Genomic DNA, 15082 nt, shown 5'->3' on the forward strand with positions numbered 1-15082 from the left:
GAACGTGCCACGGAGTGAGAGACCGCTCGACGACGGGGACGGCCCGCTGCTGCGATTCGCCGCTGACCTGCGCAAACTCCGCGAGCAGGCCGGTAGCCCCGTCTATCGGGAGCTGAGCCGGCGGGCCCACTACTCGACCGCGGTGCTGTCCGAGGCGGCCGGCGGCCGCAAGCTGCCCAGCCTGGCCGTCACCCTCGCTTATGTCACGGCGTGTGACGGCGACACCGAGCTGTGGGAGCAGCGGTGGCGCGAAGTCTCGGCCGAGCTGACCCCGGTTGAGACACCGCAGCCGGACGGGTCGCCGTACCTCGGCGCGGCCGCGTTCGACGTCGGCGACGCCGACCGGTTCTTCGGCCGCGAGACCCTGGTCGAGGACCTGATGGCGGCGGTGGGGGAGCACCGGCTGGTGTGCGTGCACGGCTCGTCCGGCAGCGGCAAGTCCTCGCTGCTGCGGGCTGGTTTGGCCGCCGGCGACCGGCGCCGGGGCGTGGTCTTCACGCCGGGGCCGCACCCGATCGAGGAGTGCGCGGTCCGGCTGGCCGTAGTCGCCGGCTGGTCCGCGCCGCGGCTGCGGGACGAGCTGGCCGCCGACCCGGGCAACCTGCACCTGCGGATCCGGCAGGCCGCCGCCGACGAAGAGCTGCTGCTGGTCGTCGACCAGTTCGAGGAGGTGTTCACCGCCTGCGTCGACGAGACCGAGCGGGCCACCTTCATCACCGCCCTCACGCACGCCGCTAAGGCCGACACCAGCCGCTGCCGCGTCGTGCTCGGCGTGCGGGCCGACTTCCTCGACCGCTGCCACGAGGAGCCCGCGCTGCGGGACGCCCACCTGTTCGCGCTGCGTTCGATGACCGTCGACGAGCTGCGCGAGGCTGCCACCAGGCCCGCCTTGGCTGCGGGACTGACACTGGAGACCGCCCTCGTGGCGCGGGTGATCGCCGACGCCAGCTCCGGTTTCGGCACGCTGCCGCTCGTCTCGCAGGCGTTGCAGGAGACCTGGCACCGCCGCCAGGGCATGACCCTCACCCTCGCCGCGTACGACGAGGCCGGCGGCGTCCGGCACGCCATTGCCCGCACCGCCGAGTCCGTCTACCTGGGCCTCCAGCCGGTCGAGCGGGACACCGCGCGGCAGATTTTCCTGCGGCTCACCGCCTTCGGCGACGGCGCCGAGGACACCAAGCGCCGGGTCGGCCGCCGCGAGCTGGATAACGACCGGCACACCGCGGCCGTGCTCGCCGTGCTGGTCCAGGCCCGGCTGGTCGTCGTCGGCCGGCACGACCTGGAGCTCACCCACGAGGCCCTGCTGGTCACCTGGCCCCGGCTGCGGGAATGGCTGTCCGAGGACCGCGACGGGCTGCGCACGCACCGCCAGCTCACCGAGGCCGCCGCCGCGTGGATCGCCCTCGACCGCGACTCCGGCGCGCTGTACCGGGGGCTGCGGCTGCTCATCGCCGAGGACTGGGTCAACCGGTCCAAGCCGGTGCTGTCGGCCCGGGAGCGCATGTTCTTCACCGCCAGCGTGTACGCCGAGCACAGCCGGGAGCGCTTCGACCGCAAGCGCACCCGCCGCCTGCGCCAGCTCGTCGCGATGCTGGTCGTGCTGCTGATGGTCACGGCCTTCGTCGGCGTCGAGGCGTTTCTCAGCAGCCGGCGGCAGTTCCAGGAGCAGGCCGTGCAGAACGTCGTCGGCCAGATGCCGACGCTGGCCCGCACCAATCCGTATCTCGCCGCGCTGCTGGCCCTGGCCGCCCACCGCCTCGATCCCGAATCGCCGCAGGCCACCGGGCGGCTGCTCCAGTTCGCTGTGCAGCAGTACGGCGTGCCCAGCTCGACCCGGGCCGTCGCGGTCGACACGAATGCGGACCTGATCGCGGCCGGCACGACCGACGGCACCATCGCGCTCACCGACCTGAAACACGGAGCGGGCACGAGCGCGCCCGGCTTCGGCGTGGCGGTGGACTCGCTCGCGGTGTCCGCCGACAGCAAGCTGATCGCCGCCGCCTACGTCGACGGCACCCTGGTCGTGTGGGACATGTCCGACCTGTACCGGCCGGTTCAGGCGTGGACCCGGCACGGGGACCGGGTCCTGGTCAGCTTCAGCCGCACCGGCCGGACCCTGGCCGCCGGTGGGCATCCGGTCGACGGGGACCGCCGGCTCGCGCCGGTCGCCTCCGACACCGCGCTGTGGGACGTCACCGACCCGTATGCGGTGCGGTCCGTCGGCACTTTGCCGCAGACCCTGGGGCCGGTGCAGTTCTCGGCCGACGGGCGGACCCTCACCACCGTGTCCAGCCGCGGCGACGTCAGCCAGCCCCAGGTGTGGCGGCAGGCCAGCGGCCGCTGGACCCCGCTCGCCACCACCACCCCCGACCAGGACGGCGACTTCGTCGCCGAGTCGATCAGCGCGGACGGCTCGCTGGTCGGCGCCGTGACCAGCGACCTGCGCAAGCCGGTGGCCACGTTCTGGTCGGTGCGGGCCGACAAGGTGGCCGTGGTCGACATGGTGTCGACCACGCCGCTGCCGGTCCCGATCGCCTTCGACCCGTCGACCGGCCGGGCCGCCGGCGTCAACGCCGACGGCATGGTGGTGGTCTGGCACCTGGACCCGGCCAGCCACAACGCGTCCGAGGTGCTGGAGTTGGACGCCACCACGCAGCAGCACCTGCGGTCGGTCTTCTTCACGCCGGACGGCCGGCTGGTCATGATCGGCGACGAGTCGGTCGCGGTCTGGACCACTGACGCCGGCCGGGCGGCGCAGGCCGTGTGCCAGCTGCCCCGCACCGGGCTGATCACACCGAGCAAGTGGGACAACTACTTCACCGGAATGGATGTGCCGATGCCGTGCGATAACTGACGGGTGCCGTCGAGTCCCACCGGTGAGACGCCGGCAACACTGTTGAGTAAATACCCACCGTCATGCATACTCATTCGCATGACGGTACGGGTCGCTGTCGCGGGTGCGAGCGGGTACGCGGGTGGTGAGCTGCTGCGGCTGCTCCTCGGCCACCCCGAGGTGGAGATCGGCGCGCTGACCGCCGGCGGCAACGCGGGCACGCCGCTGAGCCAGCACCAGCCGCACCTGGTGCCGCTCGCGGACCGCGTTCTCGCCGACACCACCGCCGCCGAGCTGGCCGGCCACGACGTGGTCTTCCTGGCCCTGCCGCACGGCAAGTCGGCCGAGCTCGCAGCCCAACTCGGCGAGGACGTGCTGGTCATCGACTGCGGCGCGGACCACCGGCTGACCGCCGCGGCCGACTGGGAGCGCTGGTACGGCAGCGCGCACGCCGGCTCCTGGCCGTACGGCATGCCCGAGCTGCCCGGCGCGCGGGAGAACCTGCGCGGCACCAAGCGGGTCGCGGTCCCCGGTTGCTTCCCGACCGCCGCCTCAATCGCGCTGGCCCCGGCCTTCGCCGCCGACATCGTCGAGCCGGATGTCGTGGTGGTCGCGGCCACCGGCACCTCCGGCGCGGGCAAGTCGCTCAAGCCCAACCTGCTCGGCTCCGAGGTGATGGGTGCGGCCAGCGCCTACAACGTCGGCGGCAAGCACCGGCACACCCCGGAGATCGCCCAGAACCTCGGCAAGATCGCCGGCCAGAAGGTGGCCGTCTCCTTCACGCCGGTCCTGGTGCCGATGCCCCGCGGCATCCTGGCTACCTGCACCGCCCCGCTCAGGTCCACTGTGGACGTGCGCGCGGTGTACGAGAAGGCCTACGCCGACGAGCCCTTCCTGCACCTGCTGCCCGAGGGCGTGTGGCCGACCACGGCCGCGACCCTGGGCTCCAACGCCCTGCACGTGCAGGTGGTCGTCGACGAGGACACCAACCGGCTGGTCGTGGTCGCGGCCGTCGACAACCTGACCAAGGGCACGGCGGGCGCCGCCGTGCAGTCCATGAACCTGGCTCTCGGACTGCCCGAGACCACCGGCCTTTCCACTGTGGGAGTAGCCCCGTGACCACCCCAGAACTCGCCGCGACCGAACTCGCCGTGACCCGCACTGCTGGCGTCACCACGCCGGCCGGGTTCCGCGCAGCGGGCGTGGCTGCGGGCATCAAGGTCTCCGGCGCACCGGACCTCACGCTGGTGGTCAACGAGGGCCCGTCCGACGCGGCGGCCGCGGTGTTCACCACCAACAAGGTCAAGGCCGCGCCGGTGCTGTGGTCGCAGCAGGCGGTCAGCGACAACCGGCTGCGCGCCGTGGTCCTCAACTCGGGTGGCGCAAACGCTTGCACCGGCCCGGAAGGCTTCCAGGACACGCACAGGACCGCCGAGCACGTGGCCGAAGTGCTCAAGATCAGCGCGGTGGACGTCGCCGTCTGCTCGACCGGCCTGATCGGCGAACGGCTGCCGATGGACGCCGTGCTGTCCGGAGTGGACAGAGCCGCGCAAGCGCTTGCCGCCACGGAAACGGCCGGCCTGGACGCGGCGACCGCCGTGATGACCACCGACACCCACCCCAAGCAGTCGGCCCTGACCCACCCGGCCGGTTTCTCCATCGGCGGCTTCGTCAAGGGCGCCGGCATGCTCGCGCCCAACATGGCCACCATGCTGTCGGTGATCACCACCGACGCCGTGGTCGAGCCGGCCCGGCTGGACGCGATCCTCAAGGCCACCACCAAGGTCACCTACGACCGTCTCGACGTGGACGGCGGCACCTCCACCAACGACACCGTGCTGGTGCTGGCCTCCGGCGCCTCCGGCGTGGCGCCGTCCGAAGAGGACTTCGCCGAGGCGCTGAGGGCCGTCTGCCACGACCTGGTGCGGCAGCTCCAGGGCGACGCCGAAGGTGTGACCAAGGAGGTCGCCGTCACCGTGCGGGGCGCGGCCACCGAGCAGGACGCCGTCACCGTGGCCCGCGCGATCGCCCGGGACAGCCTGGTCAAGACCGCCTTCTTCGGCTCCGACCCGAACTGGGGCCGGATCCTGATGGCGCTGGGCAACGCCCCCGCACACGTCGAGGCCGACAAGATCGACGTGACCCTGAACGGCGTGCTGGTCTGCCAGGGCGGCACCCGCGCCGCCGACCGCGAGGGCGCCGACCTGTCCGGCCGCGACATCGAGGTGCTGATCGACTTGCACGTCGGCGACGCCGCCGCGACGGTGCTCACCACGGACCTGTCCCACGGCTACGTCGAAGAGAACAGCGCGTACTCGTCATGACCGATGTCAGCAAGGCGGAAGCGGCCGGCAAGGCCGAGGTGCTGATCGAGGCGCTGCCCTGGCTGCAGCGCTTCCACGGCAAGGTCGTCGTGGTGAAGTACGGCGGCAACGCCATGATCGACGAGGACCTCAAGCGGGCCTTCGCCCAGGACATGGTGTTCCTGCGGCTGGCCGGCATCCACCCGGTGGTGGTGCACGGCGGCGGGCCGCAGATCAGCGCCATGCTCACCCGGCTGGGCATCGAGGGCGAGTTCGTCGGCGGCCTGCGCGTGACCTCGCCCGAGACCATGGACGTGGTGCGGATGGTGCTGGTCGGCCAGGTCGGGCGGGAGCTCGTCGGCCTGATCAACGCGCACGGCCCGTACGCCGTCGGCATCTCCGGCGAGGACGCGCAGCTGTTCACCGCCGAGCGGCGGGCCGCCATCGTCGACGGCGAGCCGGTGGACATCGGCCTGGTCGGCGACGTCGTCACCGTCGACCCGGCCTCGGTGCTGGACCTGATCCGCGCCGGCCGGATCCCGGTCGTGTCCACGGTCGCCCCCGACGCGGACGGCGTGGTGCACAACGTCAACGCCGACACCGCCGCCTCCGCTTTAGCCGTCGCGCTGGAGGCGGAGAAGCTGGTCGTGCTGACCGACGTGGAAGGCCTCTACACCGACTGGCCGGACCGCTCCTCCTTAGTCGACCAGATCGGCGCGGACGCGCTGGAGAAGCTGCTGCCCGGCCTCACCAGCGGCATGGTGCCGAAGATGGAGGCGTGCCTTCGAGCGGTGCGCGGCGGAGTGCCCGCCGCGCACGTGATCGACGGCAGGCTTGCGCATTCGGTGCTGCTGGAAGTGTTCACCAGCAAGGGTGTCGGAACCATGGTGTTGCCAGACGAGGAGGAGGAACTGTGACCATCAAGTCCAATGAGGACAGCCGGAGCCGCTGGCAGTCGGCGTTGATGGACAACTACGGCACCCCCCAGCTGGCCCTGGTCCGAGGTGAGGGCGCCCACGTGTGGGACGCCGACGGCAACCGCTACCTCGACCTGTACACCGGCATCGCGGTGAACGCCCTCGGCCACGCCCACCCGGCCGTGGTGCAGGCGGTCACCGAGCAGGTCGGCAAGCTGGGCCACACGTCCAACATGTTCGTCAACCAGCCCTCGCTGGAGCTGGCCGAGGAACTGGTGAACCTGGTCGGGCAGCCGGCCAAGGTGGTGTTCACCAACTCCGGGGCCGAGGCCAACGAGGCCGCCTTCAAGCTGACCCGGCTCACCGGCCGGACCAGGATCGTCGCCTTCGAGGGCGCGTTCCACGGTCGCACCATGGGCGCGCTGTCGCTGACCGGGCAGCCGGCCAAGCGGATCCCGTTCGAGCCGATGACGCCCGACGTCGTGCACCTCCCGTTCGGCGACGTGGCCGCGCTGGAGTCCGTTGTGGACAGTGAGACGGCGGCCGTGTTCATCGAGCCGATCCTGGGGGAGGGCGGCGTGATTCCCGCGCCCGACGGCTTCCTGCAGGCCGCCCGGGAGATCACCGCGCGGGCCGGGGCCCTGCTCGTGCTGGACGAGGTGCAGACCGGCATGGGCCGCTGCGGCAGCTGGTTCCTGTACCAGCAGAGCGGCATCGTGCCCGACGTGATCACCCTGGCCAAGGGCCTCGGCGGCGGTCTGCCGCTGGGCGCGTGCATCGGCGTCGGGGCGGCCGCCGAGCTGTTCAAGCCCGGCCACCACGGCACCACCTTCGGCGGCAACCCCATCTCCTGCGCCGCCGGCCTCGCCGTGGTCCGCACCATCGCCGCCGACGGCCTGTGCGAGCACGCCGCCGCGCTCGGCAAGGACATCGCCGCCCGCGTCGAGCAGTTGCACCACCCGCTGGTCTCCGGCGTTCGCGGCGCCGGGCTGCTGCTGGCCGTCGGGCTGACCAAGCCCGTCTCCGCTGGCGTCGCCAAGGCCGCCCAGGCCAACGGCTACCTCGTCAACAACGTGCAGCAGGACTCCATCCGGCTGGCCCCGCCGCTGGTGCTGTCCGAGGCCGACGCCCACGACTTTGTCGCCGCACTGCCCGCTTTCCTCGACAGCTCGGAGTCCTGAACCATGCCCCGGCACTTCCTCCGCGACGACGACCTCAGCCCGGCCGAGCAGCTCGAGGTGCTCGACCTGGCCGACAAGCTCAAGGCCGAGCCCCTCGCGCACAAGCCCCTGGCCGGCAAGTCCGTGGCCGCCATCTTCGAGAAGAACTCCACCCGCACCCGGCTGTCCTTCGACGTCGGCATCGCCCAGCTCGGCGGGCACTCGGTCATGATCGACGGCCGCTCCATGCAGCTGGGCCGCGAGGAGACCATCGAGGACACCTCCCGGGTGCTGTCCCGCTACGTCGACGCCGTGGTGTGGCGGACCTTCGCCCAGAAGCGCATCGACGCCATGGCCTCGGTGTCGCGGATCCCGGTGATCAACGCCCTCACCGACGAGTTCCACCCCTGCCAGGTGCTGGCCGACCTGCAGACCATCCGGGAACGCCACGGCAGGCTCGCCGGCCTGACCCTGACCTACCTGGGCGACGGCGCCAACAACATGGCCCACTCGCTGCTGCTGGGTGGCGTCACCGCCGGCATGCACGTCCGGATCGCGTCCCCCGAGGGCTTCCAGCCCGCGGCCTTCGTCGTCCGCGACGCCCTGGCCCTGGCCGCCGAGACCGGCGGCACCGTCTCGATCACGTCCGACGCCCACCAGGGCGTCGACGGCTCCGACGTGCTCGTCACCGACACCTGGACCTCCATGGGCCAGGAGAACGACGGCCTGGACCGCGTCGGCCCGTTCCGCTCCCTGCAGGTCAATCCCGAGCTGCTGGGCCGCGCCGCCGACGGCGCCATCGTCCTGCACTGCCTGCCCGCCCACCGCGGCTGGGAGATCACCGACGAGGTCCTCGACGGCCCGGCCAGCGCCGTCTGGGACGAGGCCGAGAACCGCCTCCACGCCCAGAAGGCCCTGCTGGCCTGGCTGATGCGCTGACGGTTCGTTTCCGAGGGGCCCTTCACTGCGAAGGGCCCCTTTGTCGTGTCAGCTGTCCCGGACGGCGGCGAGCGCCCGGTCGCAGAGCCGTTCCAGCTCGGCGGTTCCGCCCTCGCCGCCGCGGTCGACCCAGACGGCCGTGGCCGCGTCGAGGCAGGCCAGCGCCGTGGCCACGATCGCCTGGCCCCGTAGGCCGGGGGGATCGTCGCCGGACCCGAGCCGGCGTTCGACCTCGGGCGCGAGTTGGTCCTGCCACCGCAGGTGCTTCTCCAGATGCGCGGCCCGCAGTGCGGGGCTGGCGGCGACCAGCCGTCCGATCGCCAGCCCCCGCTCCGGCGCCGTCGAGGCGCTCAGCACTGTGAAGGCGTGCCGCAGCGCGTCCCAGACCGGCTCGTCGTCCGAGCGGGCCCGCAGCGCGTCGAGGATCACCGGGCCCTGCTCGGCGAGGTCGCCGAAGACGATGTCCTCCTTCGTGCCGAAGTAGCGGAAGAACGACCGCCGGGAGATCCCGGCCGCGGCCACCACCTGGTCGACCGTCGTCTCCTCGAAACCCTGGCTCAGGAACAACGCCAGCGCGGCGTCCACCACCTCTTCCTGGACGCGGCGGCGGGTGCGATCCCACAGGCGCGACTGCTCCTGACGCGTGCTCACGCCGATCACCGTATCTCATGGTGCCTCGCTGGCATTCGATGCTAACCTGGCACTTGATGCCACAGAGGAGGATTGCATGACACTCGACCTTCGGGGCGGGCTGACGCTCGTCACCGGTGCCAGCGCCGGGATCGGCGCGGAGTTCGCCCGCCAGCTCGCCCGGCGGGGCTCTGACCTCGTCCTCGTCGCCCGGCGGGAGGACCGCCTCGCCTCGCTCGCGGTCGAGATCGAGGCCGCGCACGGGGTGGCGGTCACCGTGCTGGCCTGCGATCTCGCCCAACCCGGTGCCGCCGGGGACCTCGCCGCCGCGCTCCGTGATCGCGGCCTGCGGCTGACGGGGCTGGTGAACAACGCCGGATTCGGCACGTACGGCCCGTTCGCCGACGAGGACGCCGCGCGCCTGCGCGCCGAGATCGCCGTCGACGTGCAGGCGGTCGTCGAGCTGAGCCGGATCTTCCTCGACGACCTGCTGGCGTCCGGCCGCGGTGTCCTGATCAACGTCGCGAGCATGGCCGCCTACACCCCGGTGCCGCGGATGGCCGTCTACGGCGCCGCGAAGGCGTTCGTGCTCAGCTTCACCGAGGCCCTGTGGCAGGAGCACCGCGGCACCGGCCTGCGGGTGCTCGCCCTGTCGCCGAGCGCCACCCAGACCGAGTTCTTCGACGTCACCGGGCCGGACGCCGCCGGTCGCGCGCGGCTGCACACCCCGGAGCTGGTCGTCGAAACCGCGCTGCGCACCCTGGACCGCCGCGACCCGCCGCCCAGCGTCGCCGTCGGCCGGATGAATCGGCTGGTGCTGGCCCTGAGCAGACTGGCAAGCCGCCGGCGCTCGGTCATGATGATGGGCGCGATGACCGCCAACCCGGCCAGCGCCCGATGACCACGGCACTGGTGCTCGGTGGCGGCGGCATCGTGGGCGTGGCCTGGCAGCTGGGACTGTTCGACGGCCTCCGAACGCACGGGGTCGACCCGGGCCGGGCCGACCTCGTTCTCGGCACGTCCGCCGGGTCGATGGCGGGCGCGCTGCTTCTCCTCGGCCGGACGGAGATCCTCGACCGGCTGGAATCGGCGACCGCGGTGCTCGGTGGCGGCGACGTGACGGCGCTGCTCGACGCCATGGCGGCGGGCGGCGACATCGGTCGGCTGGCGATCGACGCGGCGACCATGCCCGAGGACGCGTATGTGGCGCTGGTCGCCGACCTCGTCGGGGCCCAGTGGCCGGACCGGTTCCGCTGCGCCGGAATCGACGTCGTCACCGGTGAACTGCTGGTCTGGCAACGTGATTCGGGCGTTCCGGTGGCCTCGGCGGTGGCCGCGAGCTGCGCCGTCCCGCTCATGCTGCCGGTGGTCACGGTCGGTGGGCGGCGGTGCATGGACGGCGGCATGCGGGACCCGCTGAACGCGGGCCTCGCCACCGGCCATGATCACGTCGTCGCCGTTTCATGCTTCCCGGTCACCGCCGCGCCCCCCGCCATGCGGGCGCAACAGCGAGCGGTCGAGCGTTCGCTCATCGATCTGCGGGCCGCCGGGGTGCATGTCGAGGTGATCGAACCTGATCGGGAATTCCTCGCCGTCAGCGACAACGGCGGAGCGCTCATGGATCAGGCCCGGCTGCGCGCGGCCCACCGGGCCGGGCTCCGGCTGGGCGCGCGATCGACCCCGACGCTTGCTTGAGTAATTACCCACAATCGTGCATACTCATGCGCATGACTTCGCCGACCACCCGCGCCGCCCGCCAAGGCCGGATCGTCGAGCTGGTGTCGCAGCGGGCCGTGCGCAGCCAGTCCGAGCTGGCCAAGCTGCTGGCCTCGGAGGGCATCGAGACCACGCAGGCGACGTTGTCCCGGGACCTGGACGAGCTGGGCGCGGTGAAGCTGCGCGGCGCGGACGGCGGGGCGCCGGTGTACGTCATCCCCGAGGACGGTAGCCCGGTCCGCGGCGTCGAGGGCGGCCTGTCCCGCCTGACCCGCCTGCTGGGGGAGCTGCTGGTGTCCGCGGACTCCTCCGGCAACCTGGCGGTCCTGCGCACCCCGCCCGGGGCGGCGCACTTCCTGGCCAGCGCCCTGGACCGGGCCGCGCTGCACGACGTGGTCGGCACGATCGCCGGCGACGACACGATCTTCGTGGTGGCCCGCGAGCCGCTGACCGGCACGCAGCTGGCCGAGCGCTTCACCGGCCTGGCGGCGGGCCATGAATGACGCCGACTTCTGCCGGCGGGCGGTGCAGGCCAACGCTTTGGTCCCGGCGCCGGTGCGGATCTGGTGCCCGACGACGGCGTTCGTCGGCTCCGACGCCGACCAGGTAGTGATCACGTTCGACCGGGGCGTGCCGGTGGCCGTCGACGGCGAGACCGTGACGATGCTGCAGGCCGTGCAGGAGCTGAACTGGCGCGTCGGCGGCAGCGCCCAGCCCGGGGCCAGCACCCTGATCACCGCGCACCGCCAGCTGGAGGACCGCACGGTCGAGCCCGACCTGCTCCGCTTCAAGCGGCGGGTGGAGCGCCGCTGGGCGAAGCTCGTCGGCAACGGCGGCTGGTCCTCGTCGCTGCGCACCGCGCTCGACGCCTTCATCGCGACGTCGCAGGAGCACGTCAGCGGTGAGGTGCGGCTGGAACTCCGCGACCGGTTGACCCCGGCCGCCTGACGACACGACAGATTCGAGGAGAGGCAGTGAGCAAGCTCTGGGGCGGCCGGTTCGCCAGCGGTCCGGCCGACGCGATGGCGGCGCTGAGCCTGTCGACGCACTTCGACTGGCAGCTCGCCACGTACGACATCGCCGGCTCGCGGGCCCACGCCCGCGCCCTGCACCGCGCCGGACTGCTCACCGAGGACGAGCTGACCCGCATGATCGCGGCGCTCGACGTGCTGGAGGCCGACGTCGTCTCCGGCGCGTTCACGCCGGTCGTCGCCGACGAGGACGTGCACACGGCCCTGGAGCGCGGCCTGATGGACCGCGCCGGCGCCGAGCTGGGCGGCAAGCTGCGCGCCGGCCGCTCCCGCAACGACCAGATCGCCACCCTGTTCCGGATGTGGCTGCGCGACGCCGCCCGCCGGATCGCCGCCGGCACGCTGGACGTCGTCGACGCTCTCGTGAGCCAGGCCGAGCGCCACCCCGGCGCGGTCATGCCCGGCCGCACCCACCTCCAGCACGCGCAGCCGGTGCTGCTGGCCCACCACCTGCTGGCCCATGTGCAGTCCCTGCTGCGGGACATCGACCGCTTGCGGGACTGGGACGCCCGCACCGCCGTCTCCCCGTACGGCTCGGGCGCGCTGGCCGGCTCCTCGCTGGGCCTGGACCCCGTGGCCGTGGCCACCGAGCTGGGCTTCCCGGCGTCGGTGGAGAACTCCATCGACGGCACCGCCTCCCGCGACTTCGCCGCCGAGGCCGCGTTCTGCCTGGCCATGCTGGGCGTGAACCTGTCCCGGATCGCCGAAGAGGTGATCATCTGGACCACCGCCGAGTTCGGCTACGCCGTGCTCGACGACGCGTGGGCCACCGGCAGCTCGATCATGCCGCAGAAGAAGAACCCGGACGTCGCCGAGCTGACCCGCGGCAAGTCCGGCCGGCTCATCGGCAACCTGACCGGCCTGCTGGCCACTCTCAAGGCGCAGCCGCTGGCCTACAACCGGGACCTCCAGGAGGACAAGGAGCCGGTGTTCGACTCGGTGGCGCAGCTGGAGCTGCTGCTGCCGGCCATCGCCGGCATGCTCGCAACCCTCACGTTCGACACCGCGCGGATGGCCGCCCTGGCCCCGGCCGGCTTCACCCTGGCCACCGACATCGCCGAATGGCTGGTCAAGCAGGGCGTTCCGTTCCGCGTGGCGCACGAGGCCGCCGGCGAGTGCGTGCGGCTGGCCGAGGCCCGCGGCGTCGGCCTCGACGAGCTGACCGACGCCGAGTTCGCCAAGGTCTCCGAGCACCTCACCCCACAGGTGCGAGCGGTCCTTACGGTCGAGGGCTCGATCGCCTCGCGGGACGGCCGCGGCGGCACCGCGCCCGGCCGCGTGGCCGAGCAATTGGGCCGAGTGGGTGAACGGGTGACTGCTGCCCGTGGCTGGTCCGAGACACCGCCGCGCCCTTAGGGTTGTGACCTTGTGACCGCCACACGCCGCCTTTTCACGCCGCAGGAGCTCGCCGTCGACCCTGTTGACGCCGCGAAGCTCCTGCTCGGCAGCGTGCTGGAGGCCGACACCCCGGATGGTTCGGTGGGGGTGCGGCTGGTCGAGGTGGAGGCCTACCGCGGCGGGGACGACCCGGCGTCGCACTGCTATCGCGGCCGAACGGCCCGCAACGACGTCATGTTCGGCCCGCCCGGTTTCCTCTACGTCTACTTCGTCTACGGCATGCACTACTGCGCCAACATCGTGTGCCTGACCGACGGGGTGCCGGGAGCGGTGCTGATGCGGGCCGGCGAGGTCGTCACCGGCCTGGACATCGCCCGCAAGCTGCGGCCCAGCGCCCGCAGCGACGCCGAACTGGCCAAGGGCCCGGCCCGGTTGACCAGCACCCTGTCGCTCACCCGCGACGACAACGGCGCCTACCTGCTCGACCCCGACTCGCCGGTGCGGCTGCTGGCCGCCGACCCGGTGCCGGTCGAGAGCATCAACGCCGGCCCGCGCGTCGGCGTGGCCACCGCGATGGACCGGCCGTGGCGGTTCTGGATCGACTCGCCCGCGGTCAGCACGTACCGCCGCGCCAAGAGGCGCTGACAACCCCTTTGCCCTGGTACGGGATGATGTGTCCGTGAGTGAGCACATCCTCGACGAGCTGTCCTGGCGCGGCCTGACCGCGCAGTCCACCGACCTCGACGCGCTGCGCCGAGACCTGGCGGCCGGCCCGCTCACCCTGTACTGCGGCTTCGACGCGACCGCCCCCAGCCTGCACGCCGGCAACCTGGTCCCGCTGCTGGGACTGCACCGGTTCCAGCGCGCCGGGCATCGCCCGATCGTGTTGGCCGGTGTCGCCACCGGCATGATCGGCGACCCCCGTGACCAGGGCGAACGCGTGATGAACTCGCTGGACCAGGTCGCTGAGTGGGGGACGCGCATCCGCAACCAGCTGGAGCGCTTCGTCGACTTCGACGACTCGCCGAGCGGTGCGGTCGTGGTGAACAACATGGACTGGACCGGTCCGGCCAAGGTGCTGGAGTTCCTGCGCGACATCGGCAAGCACTTCTCGATCAACTCCATGCTGGCCCGGGAGACGGTCAAGAAGCGGCTCGAGTCCGACGGCATCTCGTTCACCGAGTTCAGCTACCTGCTGCTGCAGTCCAACGACTACCTGGAGCTGTTCCGCCGGTACGACTGCAAGCTCCAGATCGGTGGCTCCGACCAGTGGAGCAACATCCTCGGCGGCGTGGACCTGATCCGGAAGATGGAACGGCAGACCGCCCACGCGCTGACCACGCCGCTGGTCACCGACGCCGAGGGCCGCAAGTTCGGCAAGTCCACCGGCGGCGGCCGGGTGTGGCTGGACCCGACCATGACCTCGCCGTACTCGTGGTTCCAGTACTTCCTCAACGTCAGTGACGAGACCGCGCTGAACTACCTGCGCATCTTCACCTTCCTCGACCAGGAGGAGCTGGCCGGCATCGAGCGGGAGACGGCCGAGAAGCCGCACCTGCGCGCCGCGCAGCGCCGGCTGGCCGAGTCGCTGACCACGCTGGTGCACGGGGAGAAGGAGACCCAGCAGGTCACCGTGGCCAGCCAGGCCCTGTTCGGGCGGGGGGAGCTGCGGGAGCTGGAGCTGTCCACGCTGACCGGGGCGATGGCCGAGGTGCCGACCGGCGAGGTGCGCCTCAACGATGGTCCCACCATCGTCGACCTGCTGGTTTCCGCCGGTCTGGCGGACAGCCGGGGGGCGGCGCGGCGGACGGTGAAGGAGGGCGGCGCCTACGTGAACAACACGAAGGTGGCCGATGAGGAGTGGAAGCCGGGACGCGAGGACCTGCTGCACGGGCGGTGGCTTGTGCTGCGGCGTGGCAAGCGCCACACTGCTGGTGTCGAGGTCCTCGACTAGCGTGGACGTCGGCCGGGCGGAAGGCCGCTGAGCTGGGACTTCCGCTCTGCCGATGCGGTTGCGGGCGCGATTTGACTTCTCGTTCCCCACCGCGTAACTTTCTCTCTGTCAGCGCAACACGGACTCGCCCCGGACCGCCAGGGACTCCCCCGGCAGGGACGGTGAGGACGAGCCTGGCAATCGGGACGAAGCCCAGCGAGTCACCTCCTTGGAGGCCGATTTGCAAGGCGCAAACGGACCGGCTAAGCTACGAATACAAGC

14 protein-coding genes are annotated in these 15082 nt (G+C 71.9%); 13 read left to right on the plus strand and 1 reads right to left on the minus strand.

Features of this window, described 5'->3' with window-relative positions; all coding sequences use genetic code 11:
* Positions 1 to 4 precede the first annotated feature (4 nt).
* The 6 genes from JJ691_RS51940 (at position 5) to argF (ending at position 8152) form a co-directional block, all read left to right on the plus strand.
* Positions 5 to 2854 carry a WD40 repeat domain-containing protein gene (locus JJ691_RS51940; RefSeq protein WP_211766704.1) on the plus strand — a complete coding sequence of 950 codons (2850 nt, stop codon included), beginning with the start codon at positions 5 to 7 and terminating at the stop codon, positions 2852 to 2854.
* Positions 2855 to 2932: 78 nt separating this feature from the next.
* Positions 2933 to 3952 carry an N-acetyl-gamma-glutamyl-phosphate reductase gene (argC, locus tag JJ691_RS51945; protein ID WP_211766705.1) on the plus strand — a complete coding sequence of 340 codons (1020 nt, stop codon included), beginning with the start codon at positions 2933 to 2935 and terminating at the stop codon, positions 3950 to 3952.
* Positions 3949 to 5157 carry a bifunctional glutamate N-acetyltransferase/amino-acid acetyltransferase ArgJ gene (argJ, locus tag JJ691_RS51950; RefSeq protein WP_249227590.1) on the plus strand — a complete coding sequence of 403 codons (1209 nt, stop codon included), beginning with the start codon at positions 3949 to 3951 and terminating at the stop codon, positions 5155 to 5157. Before argC ends, argJ begins: the two co-directional genes overlap by 4 nt.
* The gene (argB, locus tag JJ691_RS51955; protein WP_211766706.1) at positions 5154 to 6053 is read left to right on the plus strand and encodes an acetylglutamate kinase; all 900 of its coding nucleotides are present in this window, start codon (positions 5154 to 5156) and stop codon (positions 6051 to 6053) included. Before argJ ends, argB begins: the two co-directional genes overlap by 4 nt.
* Positions 6050 to 7234 (plus strand): acetylornithine transaminase, encoded by a 1185-nt coding sequence (locus JJ691_RS51960; RefSeq protein ID WP_256449347.1) that lies wholly within the window; start codon positions 6050 to 6052, stop codon positions 7232 to 7234. The genes argB and JJ691_RS51960 overlap by 4 nt, the downstream gene beginning before the upstream one ends.
* A 3-nt stretch (positions 7235 to 7237) precedes the next feature.
* Positions 7238 to 8152: an ornithine carbamoyltransferase gene (argF, locus tag JJ691_RS51965; RefSeq protein ID WP_211766707.1), complete on the plus strand. Its 915-nt coding sequence runs from the start codon at positions 7238 to 7240 to the stop codon at positions 8150 to 8152.
* A 48-nt stretch (positions 8153 to 8200) separates the two neighbouring features.
* Here the strand turns inward: argF and JJ691_RS51970 are convergent, their stop codons facing one another.
* On the minus strand, positions 8201 to 8803 hold the full coding sequence (locus JJ691_RS51970) for a TetR/AcrR family transcriptional regulator (protein WP_249227591.1): 603 nt from the start codon (positions 8801 to 8803) through the stop codon (positions 8201 to 8203).
* Positions 8804 to 8879: 76 nt separating this feature from the next.
* On the opposite strand from JJ691_RS51970, the gene JJ691_RS51975 reads away from it, so the two are divergent.
* Genes JJ691_RS51975 through tyrS form a run of 7 tightly spaced genes read left to right on the plus strand, consistent with a single transcriptional unit; the run spans position 8880 to position 14821 of the window.
* Positions 8880 to 9683 carry an SDR family NAD(P)-dependent oxidoreductase gene (locus tag JJ691_RS51975; protein ID WP_211766709.1) on the plus strand — a complete coding sequence of 268 codons (804 nt, stop codon included), beginning with the start codon at positions 8880 to 8882 and terminating at the stop codon, positions 9681 to 9683.
* Positions 9680 to 10477: a patatin-like phospholipase family protein gene (locus tag JJ691_RS51980; RefSeq protein WP_211766710.1), complete on the plus strand. Its 798-nt coding sequence runs from the start codon at positions 9680 to 9682 to the stop codon at positions 10475 to 10477. Before JJ691_RS51975 ends, JJ691_RS51980 begins: the two co-directional genes overlap by 4 nt.
* 32 nt (positions 10478 to 10509) lie before the next feature.
* Complete coding sequence (locus JJ691_RS51985) at positions 10510 to 11001, plus strand: arginine repressor (RefSeq protein ID WP_211766711.1); 492 nt, start codon at positions 10510 to 10512, stop codon at positions 10999 to 11001.
* Positions 10994 to 11446 carry an argininosuccinate synthase domain-containing protein gene (locus JJ691_RS51990; protein WP_211766712.1) on the plus strand — a complete coding sequence of 151 codons (453 nt, stop codon included), beginning with the start codon at positions 10994 to 10996 and terminating at the stop codon, positions 11444 to 11446. Before JJ691_RS51985 ends, JJ691_RS51990 begins: the two co-directional genes overlap by 8 nt.
* A gap of 26 nt (positions 11447 to 11472) precedes the next feature.
* Positions 11473 to 12885 carry an argininosuccinate lyase gene (gene argH, locus JJ691_RS51995; protein WP_211766713.1) on the plus strand — a complete coding sequence of 471 codons (1413 nt, stop codon included), beginning with the start codon at positions 11473 to 11475 and terminating at the stop codon, positions 12883 to 12885.
* Positions 12886 to 12897: 12 nt separating this feature from the next.
* Positions 12898 to 13512 (plus strand): DNA-3-methyladenine glycosylase, encoded by a 615-nt coding sequence (locus JJ691_RS52000; protein WP_211766714.1) that lies wholly within the window; start codon positions 12898 to 12900, stop codon positions 13510 to 13512.
* A gap of 34 nt (positions 13513 to 13546) precedes the next feature.
* Complete coding sequence (tyrS, locus tag JJ691_RS52005) at positions 13547 to 14821, plus strand: tyrosine--tRNA ligase (RefSeq protein ID WP_211766715.1); 1275 nt, start codon at positions 13547 to 13549, stop codon at positions 14819 to 14821.
* Positions 14822 to 15082 lie beyond the last annotated feature (261 nt).

Origin of the sequence: Kutzneria sp. CA-103260, assembly GCF_018263855.1 — a bacterium.
In the GTDB taxonomy this organism is placed as follows: Bacteria; Actinomycetota; Actinomycetes; order Mycobacteriales; family Pseudonocardiaceae; genus Kutzneria.

What these genes read in the sequence shown, in the direction of transcription:
- argB (WP_211766706.1), top strand. Translation starts at nt 5,154, where the DNA reads ATGACCGATGTCAGCAAGGCGGAAGCGGCCGGCAAGGCCGAGGTGCTG.
- JJ691_RS51980 (WP_211766710.1), top strand. Translation starts at nt 9,680, where the DNA reads ATGACCACGGCACTGGTGCTCGGTGGCGGCGGCATCGTGGGCGTGGCC.
- JJ691_RS51975 (WP_211766709.1), top strand. Translation starts at nt 8,880, where the DNA reads ATGACACTCGACCTTCGGGGCGGGCTGACGCTCGTCACCGGTGCCAGC.
- JJ691_RS51985 (WP_211766711.1), top strand. Translation starts at nt 10,510, where the DNA reads ATGACTTCGCCGACCACCCGCGCCGCCCGCCAAGGCCGGATCGTCGAG.
- argF (WP_211766707.1), top strand. Translation starts at nt 7,238, where the DNA reads ATGCCCCGGCACTTCCTCCGCGACGACGACCTCAGCCCGGCCGAGCAG.
- JJ691_RS51990 (WP_211766712.1), top strand. Translation starts at nt 10,994, where the DNA reads ATGAATGACGCCGACTTCTGCCGGCGGGCGGTGCAGGCCAACGCTTTG.
- argC (WP_211766705.1), top strand. Translation starts at nt 2,933, where the DNA reads ATGACGGTACGGGTCGCTGTCGCGGGTGCGAGCGGGTACGCGGGTGGT.